Source organism: Pedobacter cryoconitis, from assembly GCF_014207135.1.
In the GTDB taxonomy this organism is placed as follows: Bacteria; Bacteroidota; Bacteroidia; order Sphingobacteriales; family Sphingobacteriaceae; genus Pedobacter; species Pedobacter cryoconitis_D.
Genome location: NZ_JACHCC010000008.1, coordinates 302,188 through 320,162 on the forward strand (window position 1 = coordinate 302,188; position 17,975 = coordinate 320,162).

The following is a 17,975-nucleotide window of genomic DNA, read 5'->3' on the forward strand; positions in this document are numbered from 1 at the left end:
AGCCGGGGCTTTTTGTTATTTCATTGCAACAATTCGCTTTTGCCAGAGTCTATTAGGAATATAAAATAACTCAGGTATATGAAAACCATATTATTATTTATCCTTGCTGCCAGTCTAAATTTCAATTACGTTAACGCTCAAACCAATCATCAGGCAGAGATTGACACACTGATGCGCAGGGCCAGTCAAAATGGATTGTTTAATGGCAATATTCTGGTTGCTGAAAACAACAAGGTAATTTACAAAGCGGCAATAGGTTTTGCCGATGCTTCGGGTAAGATTCCTTTAACCGATCGTTATCGTTTCCAGATTGGCTCTATTGCTAAAGAGTTTAATGCCGTTGGCATCATGATGTTAAAAGAACAGGGAAAGCTGAAACTGGAAGATCCGGTCTCCAAATACCTTCCCGAGCTTCCCTCCTGGGCAAATAAAGTCAAAATCATCAATATACTACAATACACCAGTGGATTACCGGATATAAAATGGGATAGCGTCAACAATGATGCGGATAACTTCGCTATCCTTAAAAAACTGCAAAAGCTTAATTTTGAACCAGGTACCGGTTATTTTTACAACAACAATAATGTATTCCTGCAAAGAAGGATCATCGAAAAGATTACCGGCTCATCTTTTAAAGAATTTGTCGAACAAAAATTATTGAAACCTTGCGGGATGAAAACCGCTATTATCGATCCTACAGAAGATGATAAGCTGGTTGCCAGAGGTTATAATGATGATCATCAGCAGGATAAGATGTTGATTCCGATAACAGGCTGGACAGCTGTTACGCTGGATGATTTCTACAAATGGGCCAAAGCTATTACAGAATTTAAATTCATCAACCCTACTTCTACTAAAGAACTGCTGGAAGCATATGCTAATGGGCAATCCGGCTTAGGTGGTGGCACTATGGAAGGTAATCAGGTCACTTACCATAAACACGATGGATCTAACTGGAATTATCAGGCGCTTCTGGTCAGCACAGTAACAAAAGGCCGTACGGTCATTTTAATGACCAATAATAAACAGAATAACGTATATGCTATAAACACATCGATACAGGCTATTCTGGATGGGAAACCTTATTCGCAAATTAAAAAATCTCTGATCAATGCGCTTCCTTCTCCCCCGACTTCAATGGATGGAACCCAGATCCTGGCATTTTATGAGAAAATGAAAAGAGAACATGAAGAGCTCTATAGTTTTGACGAATCTACATTGAACGAAATTGGCTATCTGTTGATGGGCAAGAAAAAGATAGCAGATGCAATTCTTGTGTTCGAATACAACACGGAGCTTTTTCCAGCTTCAGGAAATGTATTTGATAGTCTTGGCGAAGCTTATTACACTCAGGGAAACAAAGAAAAAGCCTTATTAAATTATAAGAAATCTATTTCGCTTAACCCTGATAATGGGGCTGCAAAGAGAATCATTGCTGAACTGGAAAAGTAACAACAGATTTTGTAAGCATATTACTTTTTCTCCTTTTGCAGGTTCTCAATAACCCTGAATTCTACCATTCTCTTAATTAGTGTTAAAGGCAATGGTTTATTAATTGGAAACTGAACTGAGCCTTTAGCACTTTTATAAATTGATAATTCATCTTTAAACTTTGCGATCGCTGAGGGTAATGGATAGAAACCGATATGATGTTCATATGCGCTAAAATAAACAAGCATCCCCTTGAATTTAAACGCCGGCATACCGTAACTGATTATCTCAGTTGCCTGTGGAGCTGCTTCGAGGATAACCTGTCTCATTTGCTTTAGCAATTTCTGTGCTTCTTCCGGAAAACTGAAAATATACGCATCAATGTCAATAGGATTTTTCATAGTACTATATTTCTATCTTTACCTCTATTAAAGTTAAATTAAATCAATCAATACCTCAACATGAAAAATATTCTTTATAAACTTACCTGTATATTGATCTTCCTGATAGCAGGGATCAGCAGCTCTCATGCCCAGATCGTAACTTCTTATGGATTACAGAGTAATCCCTGGGAAAACAATCAGCTGATCAGACCTGCTGTCCTGGCCAAAATGATCAGTACTAACCAGAAAATGCACATCTATAATATTGGTGTTGTTCAGGATATTAAAGGAGCTGTACATCTGGGTGCTGCAAGTGAGAAAGAAAATCTGGAAAAGTTGAGAAAATTGCTGAAAGGGCTTCCAAAAAATGAAACCATTATAGTGTATTGCGGATGTTGTCCAATGGGTAAATGTCCCAATATCAGACCTGCTTTTCAACTTCTGAAAGATCAGAAGTTTACCAACGCATTCTTATTGGAATTGCCGGTTAATTTAAAAACTGACTGGATTAGCAAAGGATATCCGTTAAACACAGAAACATTGTAAAAACCTAATATCCAGGTAAATCGATTAGTTTTCTGTTTTACCTGGATATTTATCAAATAATAATTTCAGTTCACGTGCTATTACAGGGTTATCAGCGATTACGTTTGTTCTTTCACCCGGATCATAAGACAAATTGAACAACTCAGTTTCTTTTCCTTTGACCTCTCTGTATTTCCAGTTGTCTTTACGGACAGCTTCACAGATTCCATCATTGACAATATAAATTTCACGGTGCGCCTGATGTTTTAATCCTTTTTGCGTTAAAATATCCGCAATCGACTGACCGTCCAGTGTACGCCCTTCAGGTAAAGGAGCATTGGCCCATTTTGCCAGTGTAGGTAATACATCCAGGTTACTGATCATATTAGTAACTGTAGCGCCCGCAGGTGTATGATTTTTCCAGTAGACAATAAAAGGCTCGCGAACCCCTCCTTCATAACTCTCTGCCTTACTTCCTCTGAAGACACCAGCAGTACCGGCATGCCAACGTTTGGTGGCACCGTCCCCGGCCATACGGTCTGGATAATTGATCCAGGGCCCGTTATCACTCGAAAAAATAAAGATGGTATTATCAGCCAACCCCTGTTTTTCTACAGCTTTCCAGACTTCAGCCAGGCTGGCATCCAGTTGCTCTACAACATCTCCGAGTGGTCCGCCTTCGGATCGTCCTTTATTTTCTGCTGATGAAGCAAAAGCTATCGGCAAATGCGGCATATTATGTGCCAGGTAGAGGAAAAAAGGTTTGTCTTTTTTTTGGGCATTAATATATCTTACCGCTTCGTTCTTATATAGTTCGGTCAATGATGAATCCGCAGGCCTGATCACCTCTGGTTTGCCATTTCTGAATATTTTCAAAGTAGTATCAGTTTTTACATAAGGCGCCCGGTAATCGTGACTATATAACATTCCGTAATAGGAATCAAATCCTTGTGCCATAGGATTATTGTATGCCATATGATCACCAAGATGCCATTTGCCTATCATTGCAGTTTTATAGCCTACCTTTTTAAGCATTTCAGCAATGGTGACTTCCTGATCGGGTAAACCTAATGTTGACCCCGGCCCTATTACCCCACCCAAATTCATTCTGGTTGCATACCTTCCGGTTAATAAGGAAGCACGCGACGGAGTACAGGCTGGACTTGAAACCACATAATTTGTAGCACGAACGCCCTTCTGGGCCATCTGATCCAAAAAAGGTGTCATAATCACCGGATTACCATAGCAACTCAGATCAGAATACCCCATGTCATCCGCCAGAACTATGATAATATTTGGCCGCTGCTGCGCATGAGTCTGTGCCGCTAAAAATAAGGATGTGAGAATGAAAATTCGCTGAAAACAGTGTTTGATGATCATGTATTGAATAATATATTCCAATATATAAAAATTAACAGGAAGCATGTGGTATCACTATGATTTTATTCCTGTTATTCCGTACATTTCCGATCAGTAGATGTTCATCAATGAACACTTTATAAAAATTATCATTGATAAATTGACTCCTGCTATATATTTCACTTTGGCATATCATTGGTGGACGGTACATCTAAAAAACAATACATGTTCAAACTAAACCTAAAAATCGCCTGGCGCAACCTCTGCAAAAACAAAGGTTATACATTGATTAATATCATGGGACTTTCGATTGCAATGGCAAGTTGTATTCTACTTTTTATCTTCATCAATTATCAGCTTAGCTTTGACAAAGGTTATAAGAACGAAGACCGGATCTATAGGTTTGTTACGAACTGGAAATACAATAGTTATGTTGATTTTAATCAGGGCGTCCCGATACCGTTAGTCGCTGCCGCAAGAGCTGAGTTTTCCGGGTTAGAAAAAGTTTCGGCTATTGCCTCTGATCAGGGAATTATCCAGATCAAAGATCAGAACGGAAAAGACAGGATAAAAACTTCAGAGCAGGTATTTTACATTGAACCTGATTTTTTCGGGATTTTCAATATCGGCTGGCTTCGGGGCGACCCTCGAAAGGCTTTAACAGATCCAAATACGGTAGCTTTATCTGAGGCTACAGCAAAAAAATTCTTTGGTACCGTTGAGAATGCCATGGGAAAAACTATTCTTTATGGTCACCAGATTCCACTGAAAGTTACTGGTGTATTTAAAGATACTCCTGAGAACAGCAGCTTCCCTTTAAAAATTGTGATTAGTTATCAAAGCTACTGGGGGAAAAACATTAAGTCCTGGGATTCTGTCGGTTCACAATTTGAATGTTATGCCTTGTTTAAAGAAGGCACCGACCTTTCCTCATTACACGAGCCTTTAAAAAGGTTCAACAAAAAATACTATGAGGATAAAAAAATTGAGGGCAATCAAACCAATTCCTTTCAATCTTTAAAAGACATCCATTTCAGTGAACATTATGGCAATTTCGCTAACAAGTTTATAGCCAAAAGTGAACTTTATGGGCTAGCAGTCATTGGCTTATTTTTAATAATTACAGCTTGCATAAACTTTATAAATCTGACTACAGCACAATCCATTAATCGTTCTAAAGAAGTAGGCTTACGTAAAGTAATGGGAAGTAAACGTAAACAACTTGCTATACAATTCTTAACTGAGACATTCGCCATAACTTTTGCAGCACTGTTAATTGCTTGTATCCTCGCTGAATTAGCTATTCCTCAGTTGCAAAACCTGTTTAAAGAACAAATTTCATTTAGTCTATTTGCACAACCCATAATCTTTGTATTTCTCGCCGGACTTGTAATCGTAGTAAGTCTGCTCGCTGGTTTATATCCGGCCTTAATTATATCGGGATTTAACCCGGCACTGGCTATAAAAAATAAAATAACAGTCAATACAGGAAATCTGGGTTTGCGTAAAATGCTGGTTATATTGCAATTTACCATAACCAGCATACTCCTTATTGGAACTGTGGTTATTCTCCAACAGATGAATTACGTAAAGCAAAAACCATTGGGTTTTACAACCAAAGCCATTGTTATGGTGAATGTCCCCACAGACAGTATCAGCAAAACCAAATTCAATATTTTTAAACAAAGAGCTTTACAAATAAGTGGTGTAGAAATGTTAAGTTACTGCCAGCGGCCTCCCCTGTCCAATGATATTAGTTCAAGCCATTTTTCATATAATGGTCAAAAGAATAAAGATTTTGAGATCAGACTTTCAGTAGCCGACTCAACGTATTTTAAATTATTTGGTTTGAAGCTAATCGCCGGAAAATCATACCTGGAAAGCGATAATATCAATGGCTATGTAGTTAATGAAACCTTTCTGAAGAAAATGAATATAACTAATCCTCAGGAGGTAATTGGCAAAATACTAGCTGAAAACAACCACAGGATTCCAATCATTGGAGTTGTTAAAGACTTTAACGATCGCTCACTGAAAGAAAAGATATCACCCATGGCCCTTTATGCCCAAAAATTTGCATATAACACCACAGCCATCAAGCTTGATAAGAACCAAATTATGCCCACTATGCAAAAAATAGAAGCACTTTGGAACACTACTTTTCGTGATAATATCTATGAAGCCAAATTTGTAAATGATGATATTAACAGATATTATGAAAGTGAGCAGGTAATGGGGGGTTTGTTCCGGATTTTTGCCGGAGTAATTATTTTCATCTCTTTTATAGGCTTATTTGGATTGATATCTTTTGTAGCCACGCAACGCACCAAAGAAGTAGCGATCAGGAAAGTATTAGGTGCGTCAACACTTGAACTGGTCAAAATGCTTAATGGAACTTTCTTACTTATGGTTTTCACAGCCAATATAATTGCATGGCCACTGGCTTATATCTTTGTTTCTAAATGGCTGGCCGGCTTTGCTTACCGAGTCGATTTAAGTATATGGCCTTTTGTATCAGCTTTTCTGATCTCTATGACAATTACCCTGATTACTGTAAGTATCCGGTCTTACAAAGCATCTGTTGCGAATACAATTGATGCATTAAAGTATGAATAACTCAGACGTACCATTCCTGGATTAACCGAATATTGTAAAATTCGGATATAGGCAACCCACATATAATACTGATTGGTATATTTACTTATTAATATACCAATCAGTATTATATGAAAACAGTAACAGATAAAATCCGGCAGGGCCTGATCAGTCAGCTCGGACAAACAGTAACCTCCTCGCCTTCCGCTTTTATGCTATGGCTGGCACCAGTAGTGCGTGAGATAGATCATGGCGCTATGACTTTTGAATACGTGGTCAGAAAAGAGATGACTAACCCTATAGGGACATTACATGGCGGGGTAACTGCTGCAATTATGGATGATATGATTGGTGCTACCATTATCAGTCTTGGCAGGGAGCATTTTTATACGACTGTAAATAATGTCATAGACTATTTTTCAACAGCAAAATGCGGAGATCTCATTACTGGTAAAACCAAAGTTATCAAAGCCGGACAACAAATTATCAATGTACAATTTGAATTATGGAACCTTGGGAAAGAAAGACTTCTTGCCAGGGGTTATTCCAATGCGCTAAAAACTGACCATAAAATAATTGATCCAGAAACAGCAAATCACAACCCAAATAAATAATCATGAAAACAACAAATAGAACAGTCCTGATAACTGGCGGAGGCTCGGGCATAGGTTTTGAAATTGCCAAATTACTCCTGGAAGCAGGTAACGAGGTGATTATTACCGGGAGAACCGAATCAAGACTAAAAGAAGCTGCTGAAAAGCTCAAAGGGGTTCATCTGTTCACCAGTGATATTACTAATGAAAATGATGTCAATGAATTGGTGAATTATCTAAGTAAAAACCACCCAAAACTTGATTTACTGATTAATAATGCAGGCAAAGCCTATGCCTATGAACTCTCAGCAACAGCAGATATTTTCGAAAAAGCAAAAGCAGAGACTCAAACCAATTATCTGTCGGTCATCAATCTAACGGAAAAACTATTGCCACTACTTAATGAACAACCTGAGGCAGCTATCGTCAACGTCACTTCGATCGTAGCATTTGCAGCGTCAAGTAAAATGAGTACATATGCAGCAAGTAAAGCCGCGCTTCATTCATTTACGCAATCATTACGTTATACATTGGCAAAAAATACCGGGATCAAGGTTTTTGAGTTGATGCCTCCATTGGTGGATACTGAATTTTCAAAAGAGATAGGTGGTCATAATGGAATCCCTCCAGGGCAGGTCGCAGAAGAATTGATAGCTGGATTGAATGATGATAATTATGAGATCCATGTCGGCGGAACAGCAGACTTTTATAAGTTATCCCTCTCCTCTCCTCAAGAAGCATTTAAGCTGTTTAACCAGGATTAGTATTTTTAGAAATAAAAGCTGTTTCTGTTCATCGCAGAAACGGCTTTTTTGCATCTACATTTTTGAAATTATCTTCTCTCATTAGACTCTATATTAACTTTTATATAGGATTTTTACCTGCAACATTATGATAGTACATGTGAAAACATTAGGAAATATGACCATATTCCTGTTACAACACCATTCTGGATATAAAAAACGAAAATTTATTATCCCTAGAATTCAATACGTTAGCAGAATAATACAAAATATTCTTACTTAAGATCGCATTTAACGCATAAAATCAATTAATAATGATACTTTTGCACCTCTTCGAAACGAAAGAAAAGAAGAAGATTCCGTAGCTCAGCTGGTAGAGCATTACACTTTTAATGTAGTGGTCCTGGGTTCGAATCCCAGCGGGATCACAAACAACAGTATCAAAAAGAACTAGAACCCTGCAAATCAAACGATTGCAGGTTTTTTTGTTTACCGGAAAACCCCAAAATATACATTAAATCACATAAATAAAGTGAGTGATTCGGTGAGTAATTTTAGGGAGTATAAAACTCACCGAATTAAATATAACTTTCTTATTTACAGATAGTTAAATCATTGTACGACTTGATACGTTTAGACTGCAAGGCTAACTTTGTTAACCTTAAATCAGTTATTATGAAAACGAGTTTCAGTTTGCTTTTCTACCTGAAAAAGCCAAAGAATTACATTAAAGGTGCTGTTCCTGTCTATTTAAGAATCACCGTTGACGGAAAACGCGCAGAACTTGCTACCAGCAGGGACTGCGAACCTGAACTATGGAACACCAAGGCGGGACACATGACAGGTACTAAGGGAGATACCAAAACCTTTAATACTTATCTGGACAAGATGAAAGCCGGGGTTACCACCTCCCACACCTTACTTTGCGGGGAAGATGTAGAAATTACCTCCGAGGCAATTAAAAGCAAATACCTTGGTAAAGCAGAAAAAACCCATACCATCTGCGAGGCGATCAAAATCCATAACAAAAACATGAAGGAATTGGTGGAAAAAGATGATTATGCCGAAGGAACACTAAAAAGATTTGAGATATTAGAAAGACATGTCAAAGATTACCTGTTATATAAATACCAGAAAAGTGACCTTAACATCAGGCATATAGACCATGAGTTTATAGATGGCTTTGATTTCTATCTCCATACCTCCAAGGACAACGGGGCGAATACAGCAAGTAAGCACCTTAAAAATCTTGGAAAAATTGTGCGTATCTGCATGAAAAATAAATGGATCAGTAGCGATCCTTTCTTTGGCTACAAGCTGAAATCAAAACTTGTCCAACGGGAATACCTGACTAAAGATGAACTGCAAAGGATTGCCGATAAAAATTTCACTACAGTAAGATTGTCACAAGTAAGGGACTTTTTCCTGTTCAGTTGTTATACGGGGCTATCATATTCGGACGTGCAAAAGCTAAAATTATCAGATATTCGTATAGGGAATGACGGTGAAAGATGGTTATTCAGCTATAGAAAAAAGACTGGCACAAGAGTGGCCGTTCCTCTGTTACCACTTGCTGGAGATATTCTGGACAGATATAAAGATCATCCATTCTGTATTAATCAAAACAAGGCTTTACCAATTTCCACCAACCAGAAAATGAACGAATACCTGACAGAAATTGCTGTCCTTTCAGACGTTGTCAAAACATTAGGCAACCGGATTGCAAAACGCACCTTTGCTACAACTGTAACTCTGTTAAACGGGGTACCGATTGAAAGCGTTTCCAAGATGATGGGACATACCAATATTCGTACAACACAACTCTACGCCAAAATGCTAGATGAAAAAGTAGGTAAAGATATGGCACCCTTAAGGGCAATGTTTGCTACAAGCATTGAAGTGGATATAAAAGCAATGGAAGCAAAAATAACAGCGACATTGCCAGATTTGAACTTATCGTTGGCGCAATACAATCAAGCAATCTAACCAACCGATAGCGAACACGCCCAAAGAACAATCTTTGGGCGTGTTTTCGTCCTGCAAGGGTTAACGTTCGGGTTCGCACCGCCCAAACTCAGAGGCGAAAAAATCGACGGCTACTACTCCGTAAATGCTAAAAGCGGGAATAGCTACGGCCTTTGAGCGTAGGGATTCCGCAGGCCGCACCGTGCGGGGGAGTTTTTACAATGGTTCTGCTTGAATAACCAAAAACTATAATCCACTATTAAAGTTTCTTTACCTCAAATACCAGTTTCGAGCCTTCGTACTTTAAACTTGAATTTTCAAGTTTTAAAGCTCCGTTCTTTATTAGCTCAAAATCATAACTCCATGTATATCCTAATTTTTTCCTTATAGTTGATCCAATCATGGTCTCAGGAGAAGTCGTAAGAGAACCGGGATGCCTTTTTCGGATATATAAGAACTCATTTATATTCTTTATACTTTTCAAAGTAAAAAAACTGTTCAGCAAAAACTTGGTGTCATTTCCAAAAATTCTTTCTTCTGATAGTCTCCCGCACTCATAGAATGCCTTTCTTGTAATTGCAGAAGTTGGATGAAGTAGTGAATGCCAAGGGCCTGAGTTTAATGCAGATGTTACATCTAAAGGAAACCGAACTGATTGAACAGTTCTATTATAATAATCAAGTCTGAGTTCGTGAGAGCCACATAACTGGCAATCATGGTTTCTCATATAATCCGATATTCTTTCAAATCGATCTGAACAAGGCATATCATCTGAGTCTTGAAAAAAGATAAGTTTATTGTCACTCAAATCAATCAACCTATTTCTGATTACGTATGGCCCAACCGGATTAGGCTTGAAATTATAAAAAGAAACGTCAGTATAGTCATTTTTGAGTTGAAATAGGTCTTTTGTTAATCCTTGATCAATACCGACAAATATTTCTGCCTCACCTGTACGCGGTAAAAAGGAGAGTGCATTTCTCAAATATTGATTATCTCCCCTATGCGGAATAATTACGTCATAATCACTTATGGATATAACACTATTAACCTCAAAAGGGATTTGCCTGATTAAAATCCCCTTATAATCTGAATTGTCTTTAGATATTTTATCTAATAGCTGGAAGAGCAAATCCGTAGATAAATGGTTAGTTTTATTCAAAGAACCCACCAACTTTTTGAAATACTGGAATTTACAACTGAAAGAATATACAAGTTCATCTTCACTAGCCGTATAAAGCGGAGGGTCTTTCCTTGATGTAAGTACAACAAAGCTTGTTTGATTCTGGTCGTAAATCAATTCAATTGAGGCAATCAAATTTTCAATATTTGGGATTAAATACGATTGATCGCTATCAAATTTCAAAAACAACAGATAATCATAATCCTCAGCGTCCAATTCAAGACTTAGAATATTCTTTGGACAATATCTACTCCGATTATTCTTTTTCCAAAGAATAACATTGTAATAGCCATAGTTAGCAATTGATCCCATGATAATTGTCGCATTTGTTTATAGGTAATTAAATGATCACATAAGCTGTACTTTTCAACCTTCTGACTGCATGATAACAGCTAATTTGTTTTCTCCTGTCACTGTTCAATTGTTCGACTAATTGATGTTGATCTTGAGTAAAAAGCTCATGCTCAGACCATACCCTGAGTTGATGATTTTGGAAGAACAGTTCACTAACCTTTAGAAAGTATTCATCCTTGATGATAACATAATACTTATCAGCAAAATCGACTAGCAAAAAGTGTTTTATTAAGCTAATAATAAGCTTATTGGTATCTTCACCCAAGTATATAATAATAGAAACAGGATTGTCTTTTGTTTTATTCTTAATAAGGTCAATGTGTTCATTTTTCAATATCGACCTGTAAAATAAAAAGGCCTCATAAAATGGATAATTTGCTAATAGACTGCTATCAATCGCATCTATATAAACCCCGAATTTTTGATTAAAATAATTATTTAACCAGGCGCAGATTATTGATCCATAATGATGGTCATCAACATAACCCGTTGTTTGGAATCCGGCGCGGTACTCTGGATGAAATCCTGTAAAATTGGCCTCAATAACAAAATATCTATCCTCGCTGGTTAGTGCAATATCCCATGCGATCATCGTTCCTTGTAAAATCACATCAGGCAATTTTCGCAAAACCTCGTTTACAAATTTCTCTACCCCAGTACGTTTGTCTGATGGTATTTGCCCTTGCATGACATAAACAAGACCGGGAATAATATCTTTAGAAAATGTATGTACCCTAAATTCACATTGAAGGTCTAGTTTCTTTTGAAGCATATAGCTTTCATATTCAACATTAGGTTCATTGTGGAGTTTTGAAATAGAATCAAATTCTGCTGTTTTATCCCAGTTTTTATTAGAGAAGGAGGCGTCACCTAAAGTTGCTTTAAGAAAGAACCCGTTAGCAAATAACTCTTTGATTTGCCAAACCCCATGAGGTTGATTTAGTAGCTTGGAGAAACTAAGTGTTTTGGGCATACAGTCAGGAAAATAATAATTTAGGATTTGGTACTGCCTAAATTTGTTTTCCAATCTCCATTTAAACACATGATGTTCATTGATATTTAATTTATGCAGTATAGATCTGACGATAAATGCCCCGTAATTTCCTGATAAATTTGACAATAAACTTGAATTAGCCTTTAGTTCAAAAGTTCCGGTTTCAGAGTTTCTTTTCACCTCTGGTAAGTCACACCTTTCAATTTCATAAATCATATTTCGTAAGTCATCTGGTGCTATCATCGTACTTGATCTGGTAGATAAATTTACGGACAATAGAATATAGAATTGGAGACATTAGTCCCAATGTTCTGATCACCAAATTTCATATATATGATTGATTTTGTCGTTTTAATGCCTTATTTAATTCTAGTAGTTTAGATCAATACATTGTGTCATTTTAAAGCAATGTTGGTGCGTCTCATTATATCCTAGAATCCGTTATTTTCATTATAAATCAATTTAATATAAATCACATTTAGGATTGGGACTAATGGCTTCGTTTAGAAAAAAATAACAATATAACTTTGATATACAATCACTTAATAATTTAAAAAATGACATAAGATAAAGATTCTCCTGAGTCAAATCAGGATAAGGAATTGCTTAACCTGAATAAATGATGCATAACCTAATCAAAATTGTTATGAAAAAGAAACTGATGAATACAGAAAAAGCTAAGACACATCTAATTTTATTTGGGTCAATTACTGATCCCGGAGGCGGTGGAGGTGGTGGTGATCCAGGTGGTGGTGGTGGTAGTGGCGGAGGAGGCGGTAGTGGCGGTGGCAATTGTGCCCAAGAAGCTCAGTCCCTTATAAACGGAACTTCTATCACTAATACTTTATTGTCAAGTGATATATATAATATAGATGCAACAAATAGGACTATACTTTATACGTGGATTGTTATAAATGGGCCATTAGGTGTGTGGCGATATGAAAGTCGTGATTTAGGAACACAGCAAAAAGTTGGTGGTGCATGGCAATGGGTTTCTATAGTTCACCAATCTGTTACTCTTGCGGGTTATACAACAGGATTTACTTTGACTTATACAGACGTTCTGCCTCCAAATGGCGTCGTAGTTGGTCCTACAACGGCTTATATGGAATTAAACTTTAGTTTGAGATTGACTTTTAATTGTATAGGAAATCCATATGATGTACCTATCTATTCTCCGGGAGAAGGAATTGCAAGGAAAACATTTATTGCAAGTTAATTAAATATAAAAATGACTAAAATGAGAACAGATCTGTTCTCATTTTAGTCATTGCATTTAGTAAATAAAATCCCAGCATAAATTTCATCTTAGAAACCCAAAAGCAGGTTGGTAGAATACTTTTTTTCTATAGTAACATCTAATACAATTGATTAGAATCATCACTCCATTTATCACATAAAATACAGGTATAATCATAATTATTTCCACTCTCCCATTACTATGTTCACTAAGATTTGGAAGTGGGATTGACATGTTTAACATCACACTAATTAAAACAAGTGCATATAACAAGAATACAACTAAACACCACGTAATTTGAAAATTCACAAGACGTTTTCCAGTTTCGTTAATATTTCTAATCTTGTCTTTCTTTAACATCCAGATAGCAAGCGGAACGATAATTCCTAACAAAGGAAATACAATAAAACACAATGCTGATATATTTAGAAACACTAAAAATTCCTTGTCATCCTGTTCAGCCCAGTCTATCAATTCATCTGGGACAACGTTTAGCGCATTTGCTATTCTTTTCAATGTATCACCCCTTGGTTCAGTTTCACCAGCTTCGATTCTCTGGACGGTTCTTAGGTTAATATTAGCAGTCTCAGCCAATTGCTCCTGACTAAAACCTTTACGGCTACGCAACTCCTTAATTTTTTGAGCCATCTCTGTATTTTTCATAACTGTAACTATTTGGTAATATAAAGATATGCTAAGACTCCATTTTTCTTTACGACTTGTTTACGGCATAATTACGGCATATCTGTCTGATCCTATTTAAAAGGATAAAATCAACTAAATTACTTGCTTAAAATATAATTTTAACTTTAATCTTTTGGCTTCGTTATTAGGTTTGGTTTATTTATTGATAAAGGCATACTGTGAAGTATCCTGTTTATTGCGTTGAATAGGCTTTCAGTACTCCAAAGTATCCCCGGAGGATACTTGAACCCCCTGTATCGATAGCACAGGGTAAGCAAGTAGGGCAACTGCCCAACTTCCGCTTGCTCAGCCCCGAAAAGGGGACTGACTGCATAAACCGCCTTTCTACCGTCTTTAAACTGTCTATTTGATATACCCACAAGCCTATTAACTGGTAATGTTAATTGCTGTGTTCGTAGTTTTTGTCACACATAAACTCCCTGTAATCCGTTCATAGATATATTGTTTACCAGCTATATCGTTATGCAGATATATGGCCTACCATCTATCTAGTTATACAGCTATATGGTTATGTAGCTATGCAGCCTATTCTTGCGGGGGGCTTTTTCCAATGGGGCTATGTTTACCATTAGCGACCCATTCGAGTAATTTGTTCCGGGAAAACAGCAATTTGCCTGCTGTTTTGGAAAAAGGAATTTTGTTCTGTCTGACCAGACCATAAAGCGTTGGTCTTCTGTAGTTGATTAGCTTGGCTGCTTGTCTGGCATTCAGTAATTGATCTGTACCGGATGCTTTAATGTCACATTCACCGATAACATTTCTAACCGATGTTTCCATGATGGCGGAAAGTTCTTCCTTAGACAGGGCGGTAAATAAGATTTTTTCTTTGTCCATAATATTCGTTTTATGGGTACAAAGAAATAGCACAAAAACAGATAAAACCGTAATGACATTAATGTCATATTTTATGTTTTTTAAGGATGCTTAGCATTTCTTCGATATACGGGTTAACACTTAAGCTCTTTGTGAGAACCTCCATGCCTTTGCGGGCTTCTTTTGAAATGACACCTTTGATACTTTCGGGTGTTGAGCCAGAAAATACCGGAAAATGGTGTATTAAACTTGTAGCGTATTCTACCAGCTTTACATTTCGGTTATGTTCGTCGTTGAGGCGGAAAGTAGCGTACATAAGGGCATTCAATACCGTACGCATATCTCCTTTAGGGGTGCGTTCTTTAAAAGGTTTCTTTCCGGACTTAAATACTTCTGGGAATGCACCGGAACTAAAAGCTGAACCTAAGAACCCTTTTACCTGCTCCGCACTGAAAACGGCATCTTTTGTACCGTCCTTAGTTTTGATTGGAGCGGTAAGCACCCTCCATATTGCGCCGATTTCATCAAGATTGCACATCAGCTCAATCCGGGGTTGCATTATTAAAGATTGAGTATTGACGGTTTGTAATTGTTCCTCTTTGTTTTCCGATTTTGAAATATCCAGTATTTTATAATAACTTTCAAAATGTAGACGTAATCCCGGACTTCCACCGGGTAGACTGCTTTTTAAATTATTGATTTCGACAAAGCCCCGGTATAAGTTCGCCTGTAAATAGCCCAGATTATACAACAGACCTTTATCCAGGTCGCCATCAAAAAATAGAAAATTAAGGCAGAACAAACAAAATGTTTCCAAATATTGCGTTTTCTGGTCTAGTGTCAGGGTTTGATAAGATAAACCTACATTCCTTTCAAACTCAATAATCCCGTCATTAAAACCACTTAAAAAGCTTTTTAGTAGGATTTCCTTTTTCTCACCATCCCATCCCGGATAATCAATGATGTAATTTTCAGTGGTACTTTTTTCATCACTGGTTAAAAAATCATAAAGATCTACTTCACTAATAAAATAGGCTCTACCGTCTTTTTTAAACTCTTTAAATGGGAAATAACCAAGTCTATCAATAAGATCGAAACGGCTGGCATTTCTGCCTAAATACCCGTCTTTCTTTTTTATAAACGGAACCTTCATTTCATCATATATATGACCGGAATAAGGGCTGAAGTTTTTGAGGTGATGAAAAAACATAGGTGTAAGATTTATTGATCATTAACTAAAATAACAAATCATTTCATTATACACGTTAATTACAATAGGATTTGGAAACTTTCCCGAATAAAAGATACTTTGTTGTCTTATCCATTTGCTATTTCTTGGGCTGCAATATCCAATAGGTCTAAGTACCTAGTTAATACATTTTGAGCTACAGGTACACTCCTAGGATCGGTTGAAAACAATAATTGATAAGCAGTATAACCCAAACTAGGAGGTCCAATAATCCTAGTTGCAAGCCCATCAAGTTTTGATGTTGTAGTAGACGAAACATGAGCTGCTGAATTTCTTATTGTTTTCATATCCATCAAATCCACATTGATTGAACCTAATGCAGAATCAAAAACATACCCTTGGTGAAAATAAATCTTACTGATTTTTCTAATAGTTTCAGGATTTGACCAATCCATATGTTTTTGGTTCCCAATAATAATTTGATGTGCATGGCTAATGTCAATAGGACTTACCCATTTCGCTGGTCTCCTTAGTAAAATTGATTCTTCATTTACTAAATAATCAACAAAACTTTTTTCAACAAAAGTTTCCCACGCTATAAACATTTTTAAGAATGCAGATTCACTAATAAACACCCTTAAATTTGGCGCAATTTTATAACTACCGCTTGCGTATTTCTGATGTGCAAATGAAATGTGATTATTTAATTCATTTATAGTGGCTCTAAAATCTATCAAGTTTTGATTTAATGCCATACTAAATTGAATTTATTAAGTTTACAATAAATTCGGTTCTTCTAATTCTCACTGTTGTATCAGTAGTAGCTCGCCTGCTGTCATTTAAAAACTGAATTTCTTCTGGTGGCAGTTGGGTAATAGTTTTTAATTCAAAAATTTTATTTAAGTCTATGAGTTTTAATTTGATGCGTTCGTATTTTCCTTCTTTCATTTCAGGACTTACAACTTGAAAATCTTTTAGTTTGAACAGGGTATGATAAAAGCTGGTAAATAATGTGTAGAACAAATGGATTCGTTTAAATTCCGTATTCTTTAAGCCTTCACTAAAAATTTTCTTAATTAAGCTTATTGTATTATCAAATTCTTCCTCAATTTTATTCACATCATAATCAAAATTTTTCTCGTATTTACTATAGAACGATTTTATCTGCTTTTTTGATTGAATACCCTCAATAATTGCAATTACTAAGTCAGCCACAAGAGTGGTATCTTCCATTCTTAGTATTTTTTGATTGGTTAATAATTTATTCTCAGTCCAGAACTCATTAAATTTATGCGCGATTTTGTCAACAATCATTTTAAATTCACTAAAATGATTTGCATGAATTTTTTCTTGTTCATTTAAAACGACAGCATAAGAATTAAGTCTACTGAATATATCTAAAATTTCCTTATCTGGTAGGTTAACTAATAAATCAACTGCTAAATCATAGTTTAAGATTTGAGATTGTATTTCTGGATCAATGTTATTAAGTTGGCTAAAGTAATAGCCACCATACTTTTCATTATGCTTTTTATTAATAAAAAAACCATCATTTAAAAATGAAATTATAGTTCTAAGTCTCTGTTGTCCATCAACTACCTCTCTAACTGATTGTCTTGTTTCGACATTTAAGGTCTGCCTAATAAAAAACTTCGGTATTGGTTTACCACGTATAATTGTATCCATCAAATAGGATTTCGCATCATCTGTCCAAACTGATTTGCGCTGAAATTTTGGAGATAATTGAAGTTGTTTTTTATCGTTCCATTCCAGAAAGTCATTTATACTATAAGTTCTACTATCGAAGTTCTTCATTTTTATTAAGATTTTTACCCTTATTTTTTACGCAAAAAACATTGCGTAAACGTTTATCAATTCAAAAGTTCATATTTGGCAGTTAGAT

16 protein-coding genes and 1 tRNA gene are annotated in these 17,975 nt (G+C 36.3%); 8 read left to right on the forward strand and 9 right to left on the reverse strand.

What is annotated here, in order from left to right; genetic code table 11:
- Window positions 1-78 precede the first annotated feature (78 nt).
- Window positions 79-1,452 (forward strand): serine hydrolase, encoded by a 1,374-nt coding sequence (locus HDF25_RS16525; RefSeq protein ID WP_184626711.1) that lies wholly within the window; start codon window positions 79-81, stop codon window positions 1,450-1,452.
- A gap of 20 nt (window positions 1,453-1,472) precedes the next feature.
- On the opposite strand, the gene HDF25_RS16530 is transcribed toward HDF25_RS16525, so the two are convergent.
- Window positions 1,473-1,832 carry an iron chaperone gene (locus HDF25_RS16530; protein WP_184626713.1) on the reverse strand — a complete coding sequence of 120 codons (360 nt, stop codon included), beginning with the start codon at window positions 1,830-1,832 and terminating at the stop codon, window positions 1,473-1,475.
- Between the two features lie 60 nt (window positions 1,833-1,892).
- On the opposite strand from HDF25_RS16530, the gene HDF25_RS16535 reads away from it, so the two are divergent.
- Window positions 1,893-2,360 (forward strand): rhodanese-like domain-containing protein, encoded by a 468-nt coding sequence (locus HDF25_RS16535; protein WP_221450929.1) that lies wholly within the window; start codon window positions 1,893-1,895, stop codon window positions 2,358-2,360.
- A 24-nt stretch (window positions 2,361-2,384) separates the two neighbouring features.
- On the opposite strand, the gene HDF25_RS16540 is transcribed toward HDF25_RS16535, so the two are convergent.
- Entirely contained in the window at window positions 2,385-3,719 is a 1,335-nt protein-coding gene (locus tag HDF25_RS16540; RefSeq protein ID WP_184626714.1) for a sulfatase, read from the reverse strand.
- 204 nt (window positions 3,720-3,923) lie between these two features.
- Here HDF25_RS16540 and HDF25_RS16545 point away from each other — a divergent pair, with 204 nt between their 5' ends.
- The 5 genes from HDF25_RS16545 (at window position 3,924) to HDF25_RS16565 (ending at window position 9,615) form a co-directional block, all read left to right on the forward strand.
- The gene (locus HDF25_RS16545; protein WP_184626716.1) at window positions 3,924-6,314 is read left to right on the forward strand and encodes an ABC transporter permease; all 2,391 of its coding nucleotides are present in this window, start codon (window positions 3,924-3,926) and stop codon (window positions 6,312-6,314) included.
- A gap of 110 nt (window positions 6,315-6,424) precedes the next feature.
- A complete protein-coding gene (locus tag HDF25_RS16550) occupies window positions 6,425-6,907 on the forward strand; it encodes a PaaI family thioesterase (RefSeq protein ID WP_221450930.1) in 483 nt (160 codons plus the stop codon).
- A 2-nt stretch (window positions 6,908-6,909) separates the two neighbouring features.
- On the forward strand, window positions 6,910-7,650 hold the full coding sequence (locus tag HDF25_RS16555; RefSeq protein ID WP_184626718.1) for an SDR family oxidoreductase: 741 nt from the start codon (window positions 6,910-6,912) through the stop codon (window positions 7,648-7,650).
- Window positions 7,651-7,984: 334 nt separating this feature from the next.
- Window positions 7,985-8,057: transfer RNA gene (locus tag HDF25_RS16560), tRNA-Lys, on the forward strand.
- Between the two features lie 247 nt (window positions 8,058-8,304).
- Window positions 8,305-9,615, forward strand: coding sequence for a site-specific integrase (locus tag HDF25_RS16565; protein WP_184626720.1), 1,311 nt, complete (start codon window positions 8,305-8,307; stop codon window positions 9,613-9,615).
- Between the two features lie 238 nt (window positions 9,616-9,853).
- Here HDF25_RS16565 and HDF25_RS16570 read toward each other — a convergent pair whose 3' ends face one another.
- Window positions 9,854-11,089, reverse strand: a complete 1,236-nt coding sequence (locus HDF25_RS16570) for a glycosyltransferase family A protein (RefSeq protein WP_184626722.1) — start codon at window positions 11,087-11,089, stop codon at window positions 9,854-9,856.
- 28 nt (window positions 11,090-11,117) lie between these two features.
- Window positions 11,118-12,368, reverse strand: coding sequence for a hypothetical protein (locus HDF25_RS16575; RefSeq protein ID WP_184626724.1), 1,251 nt, complete (start codon window positions 12,366-12,368; stop codon window positions 11,118-11,120).
- A gap of 376 nt (window positions 12,369-12,744) precedes the next feature.
- Here HDF25_RS16575 and HDF25_RS16580 point away from each other — a divergent pair, with 376 nt between their 5' ends.
- Window positions 12,745-13,344 carry a hypothetical protein gene (locus HDF25_RS16580; RefSeq protein WP_221450931.1) on the forward strand — a complete coding sequence of 200 codons (600 nt, stop codon included), beginning with the start codon at window positions 12,745-12,747 and terminating at the stop codon, window positions 13,342-13,344.
- Between the two features lie 84 nt (window positions 13,345-13,428).
- On the opposite strand, the gene HDF25_RS16585 is transcribed toward HDF25_RS16580, so the two are convergent.
- From HDF25_RS16585 to HDF25_RS16605, 5 genes are all read right to left on the reverse strand, one after another.
- Window positions 13,429-14,028, reverse strand: coding sequence for a helix-turn-helix domain-containing protein (locus tag HDF25_RS16585; RefSeq protein ID WP_184626728.1), 600 nt, complete (start codon window positions 14,026-14,028; stop codon window positions 13,429-13,431).
- Window positions 14,029-14,595: 567 nt separating this feature from the next.
- Window positions 14,596-14,904 carry a helix-turn-helix domain-containing protein gene (locus tag HDF25_RS16590; RefSeq protein ID WP_184626730.1) on the reverse strand — a complete coding sequence of 103 codons (309 nt, stop codon included), beginning with the start codon at window positions 14,902-14,904 and terminating at the stop codon, window positions 14,596-14,598.
- Window positions 14,905-14,968: 64 nt separating this feature from the next.
- Complete coding sequence (locus HDF25_RS16595) at window positions 14,969-16,093, reverse strand: hypothetical protein (RefSeq protein WP_184626732.1); 1,125 nt, start codon at window positions 16,091-16,093, stop codon at window positions 14,969-14,971.
- 107 nt (window positions 16,094-16,200) lie between these two features.
- Entirely contained in the window at window positions 16,201-16,827 is a 627-nt protein-coding gene (locus tag HDF25_RS16600; RefSeq protein WP_184626734.1) for a hypothetical protein, read from the reverse strand.
- A 1-nt stretch (window position 16,828) separates the two neighbouring features.
- On the reverse strand, window positions 16,829-17,887 hold the full coding sequence (locus tag HDF25_RS16605; RefSeq protein WP_184626736.1) for a DUF262 domain-containing protein: 1,059 nt from the start codon (window positions 17,885-17,887) through the stop codon (window positions 16,829-16,831).
- Between the last annotated feature and the right edge of the window lie 88 nt (window positions 17,888-17,975).

Coding starts and splice junctions, on each gene's coding strand:
- HDF25_RS16525 (WP_184626711.1), top strand. CDS start 79: ATGAAAACCATATTATTATTTATCCTTGCTGCCAGTCTAAATTTCAAT.
- HDF25_RS16530 (WP_184626713.1), bottom strand. CDS start 1,832: ATGAAAAATCCTATTGACATTGATGCGTATATTTTCAGTTTTCCGGAA.
- HDF25_RS16535 (WP_221450929.1), top strand. CDS start 1,893: ATGAAAAATATTCTTTATAAACTTACCTGTATATTGATCTTCCTGATA.
- HDF25_RS16540 (WP_184626714.1), bottom strand. CDS start 3,719: ATGATCATCAAACACTGTTTTCAGCGAATTTTCATTCTCACATCCTTA.
- HDF25_RS16545 (WP_184626716.1), top strand. CDS start 3,924: ATGTTCAAACTAAACCTAAAAATCGCCTGGCGCAACCTCTGCAAAAAC.
- HDF25_RS16550 (WP_221450930.1), top strand. CDS start 6,425: ATGAAAACAGTAACAGATAAAATCCGGCAGGGCCTGATCAGTCAGCTC.
- HDF25_RS16555 (WP_184626718.1), top strand. CDS start 6,910: ATGAAAACAACAAATAGAACAGTCCTGATAACTGGCGGAGGCTCGGGC.
- HDF25_RS16565 (WP_184626720.1), top strand. CDS start 8,305: ATGAAAACGAGTTTCAGTTTGCTTTTCTACCTGAAAAAGCCAAAGAAT.
- HDF25_RS16570 (WP_184626722.1), bottom strand. CDS start 11,089: ATGGGATCAATTGCTAACTATGGCTATTACAATGTTATTCTTTGGAAA.
- HDF25_RS16575 (WP_184626724.1), bottom strand. CDS start 12,368: ATGATAGCACCAGATGACTTACGAAATATGATTTATGAAATTGAAAGG.
- HDF25_RS16580 (WP_221450931.1), top strand. CDS start 12,745: ATGATGCATAACCTAATCAAAATTGTTATGAAAAAGAAACTGATGAAT.
- HDF25_RS16585 (WP_184626728.1), bottom strand. CDS start 14,028: ATGAAAAATACAGAGATGGCTCAAAAAATTAAGGAGTTGCGTAGCCGT.
- HDF25_RS16590 (WP_184626730.1), bottom strand. CDS start 14,904: ATGGACAAAGAAAAAATCTTATTTACCGCCCTGTCTAAGGAAGAACTT.
- HDF25_RS16595 (WP_184626732.1), bottom strand. CDS start 16,093: ATGTTTTTTCATCACCTCAAAAACTTCAGCCCTTATTCCGGTCATATA.
- HDF25_RS16600 (WP_184626734.1), bottom strand. CDS start 16,827: ATGGCATTAAATCAAAACTTGATAGATTTTAGAGCCACTATAAATGAA.
- HDF25_RS16605 (WP_184626736.1), bottom strand. CDS start 17,887: ATGAAGAACTTCGATAGTAGAACTTATAGTATAAATGACTTTCTGGAA.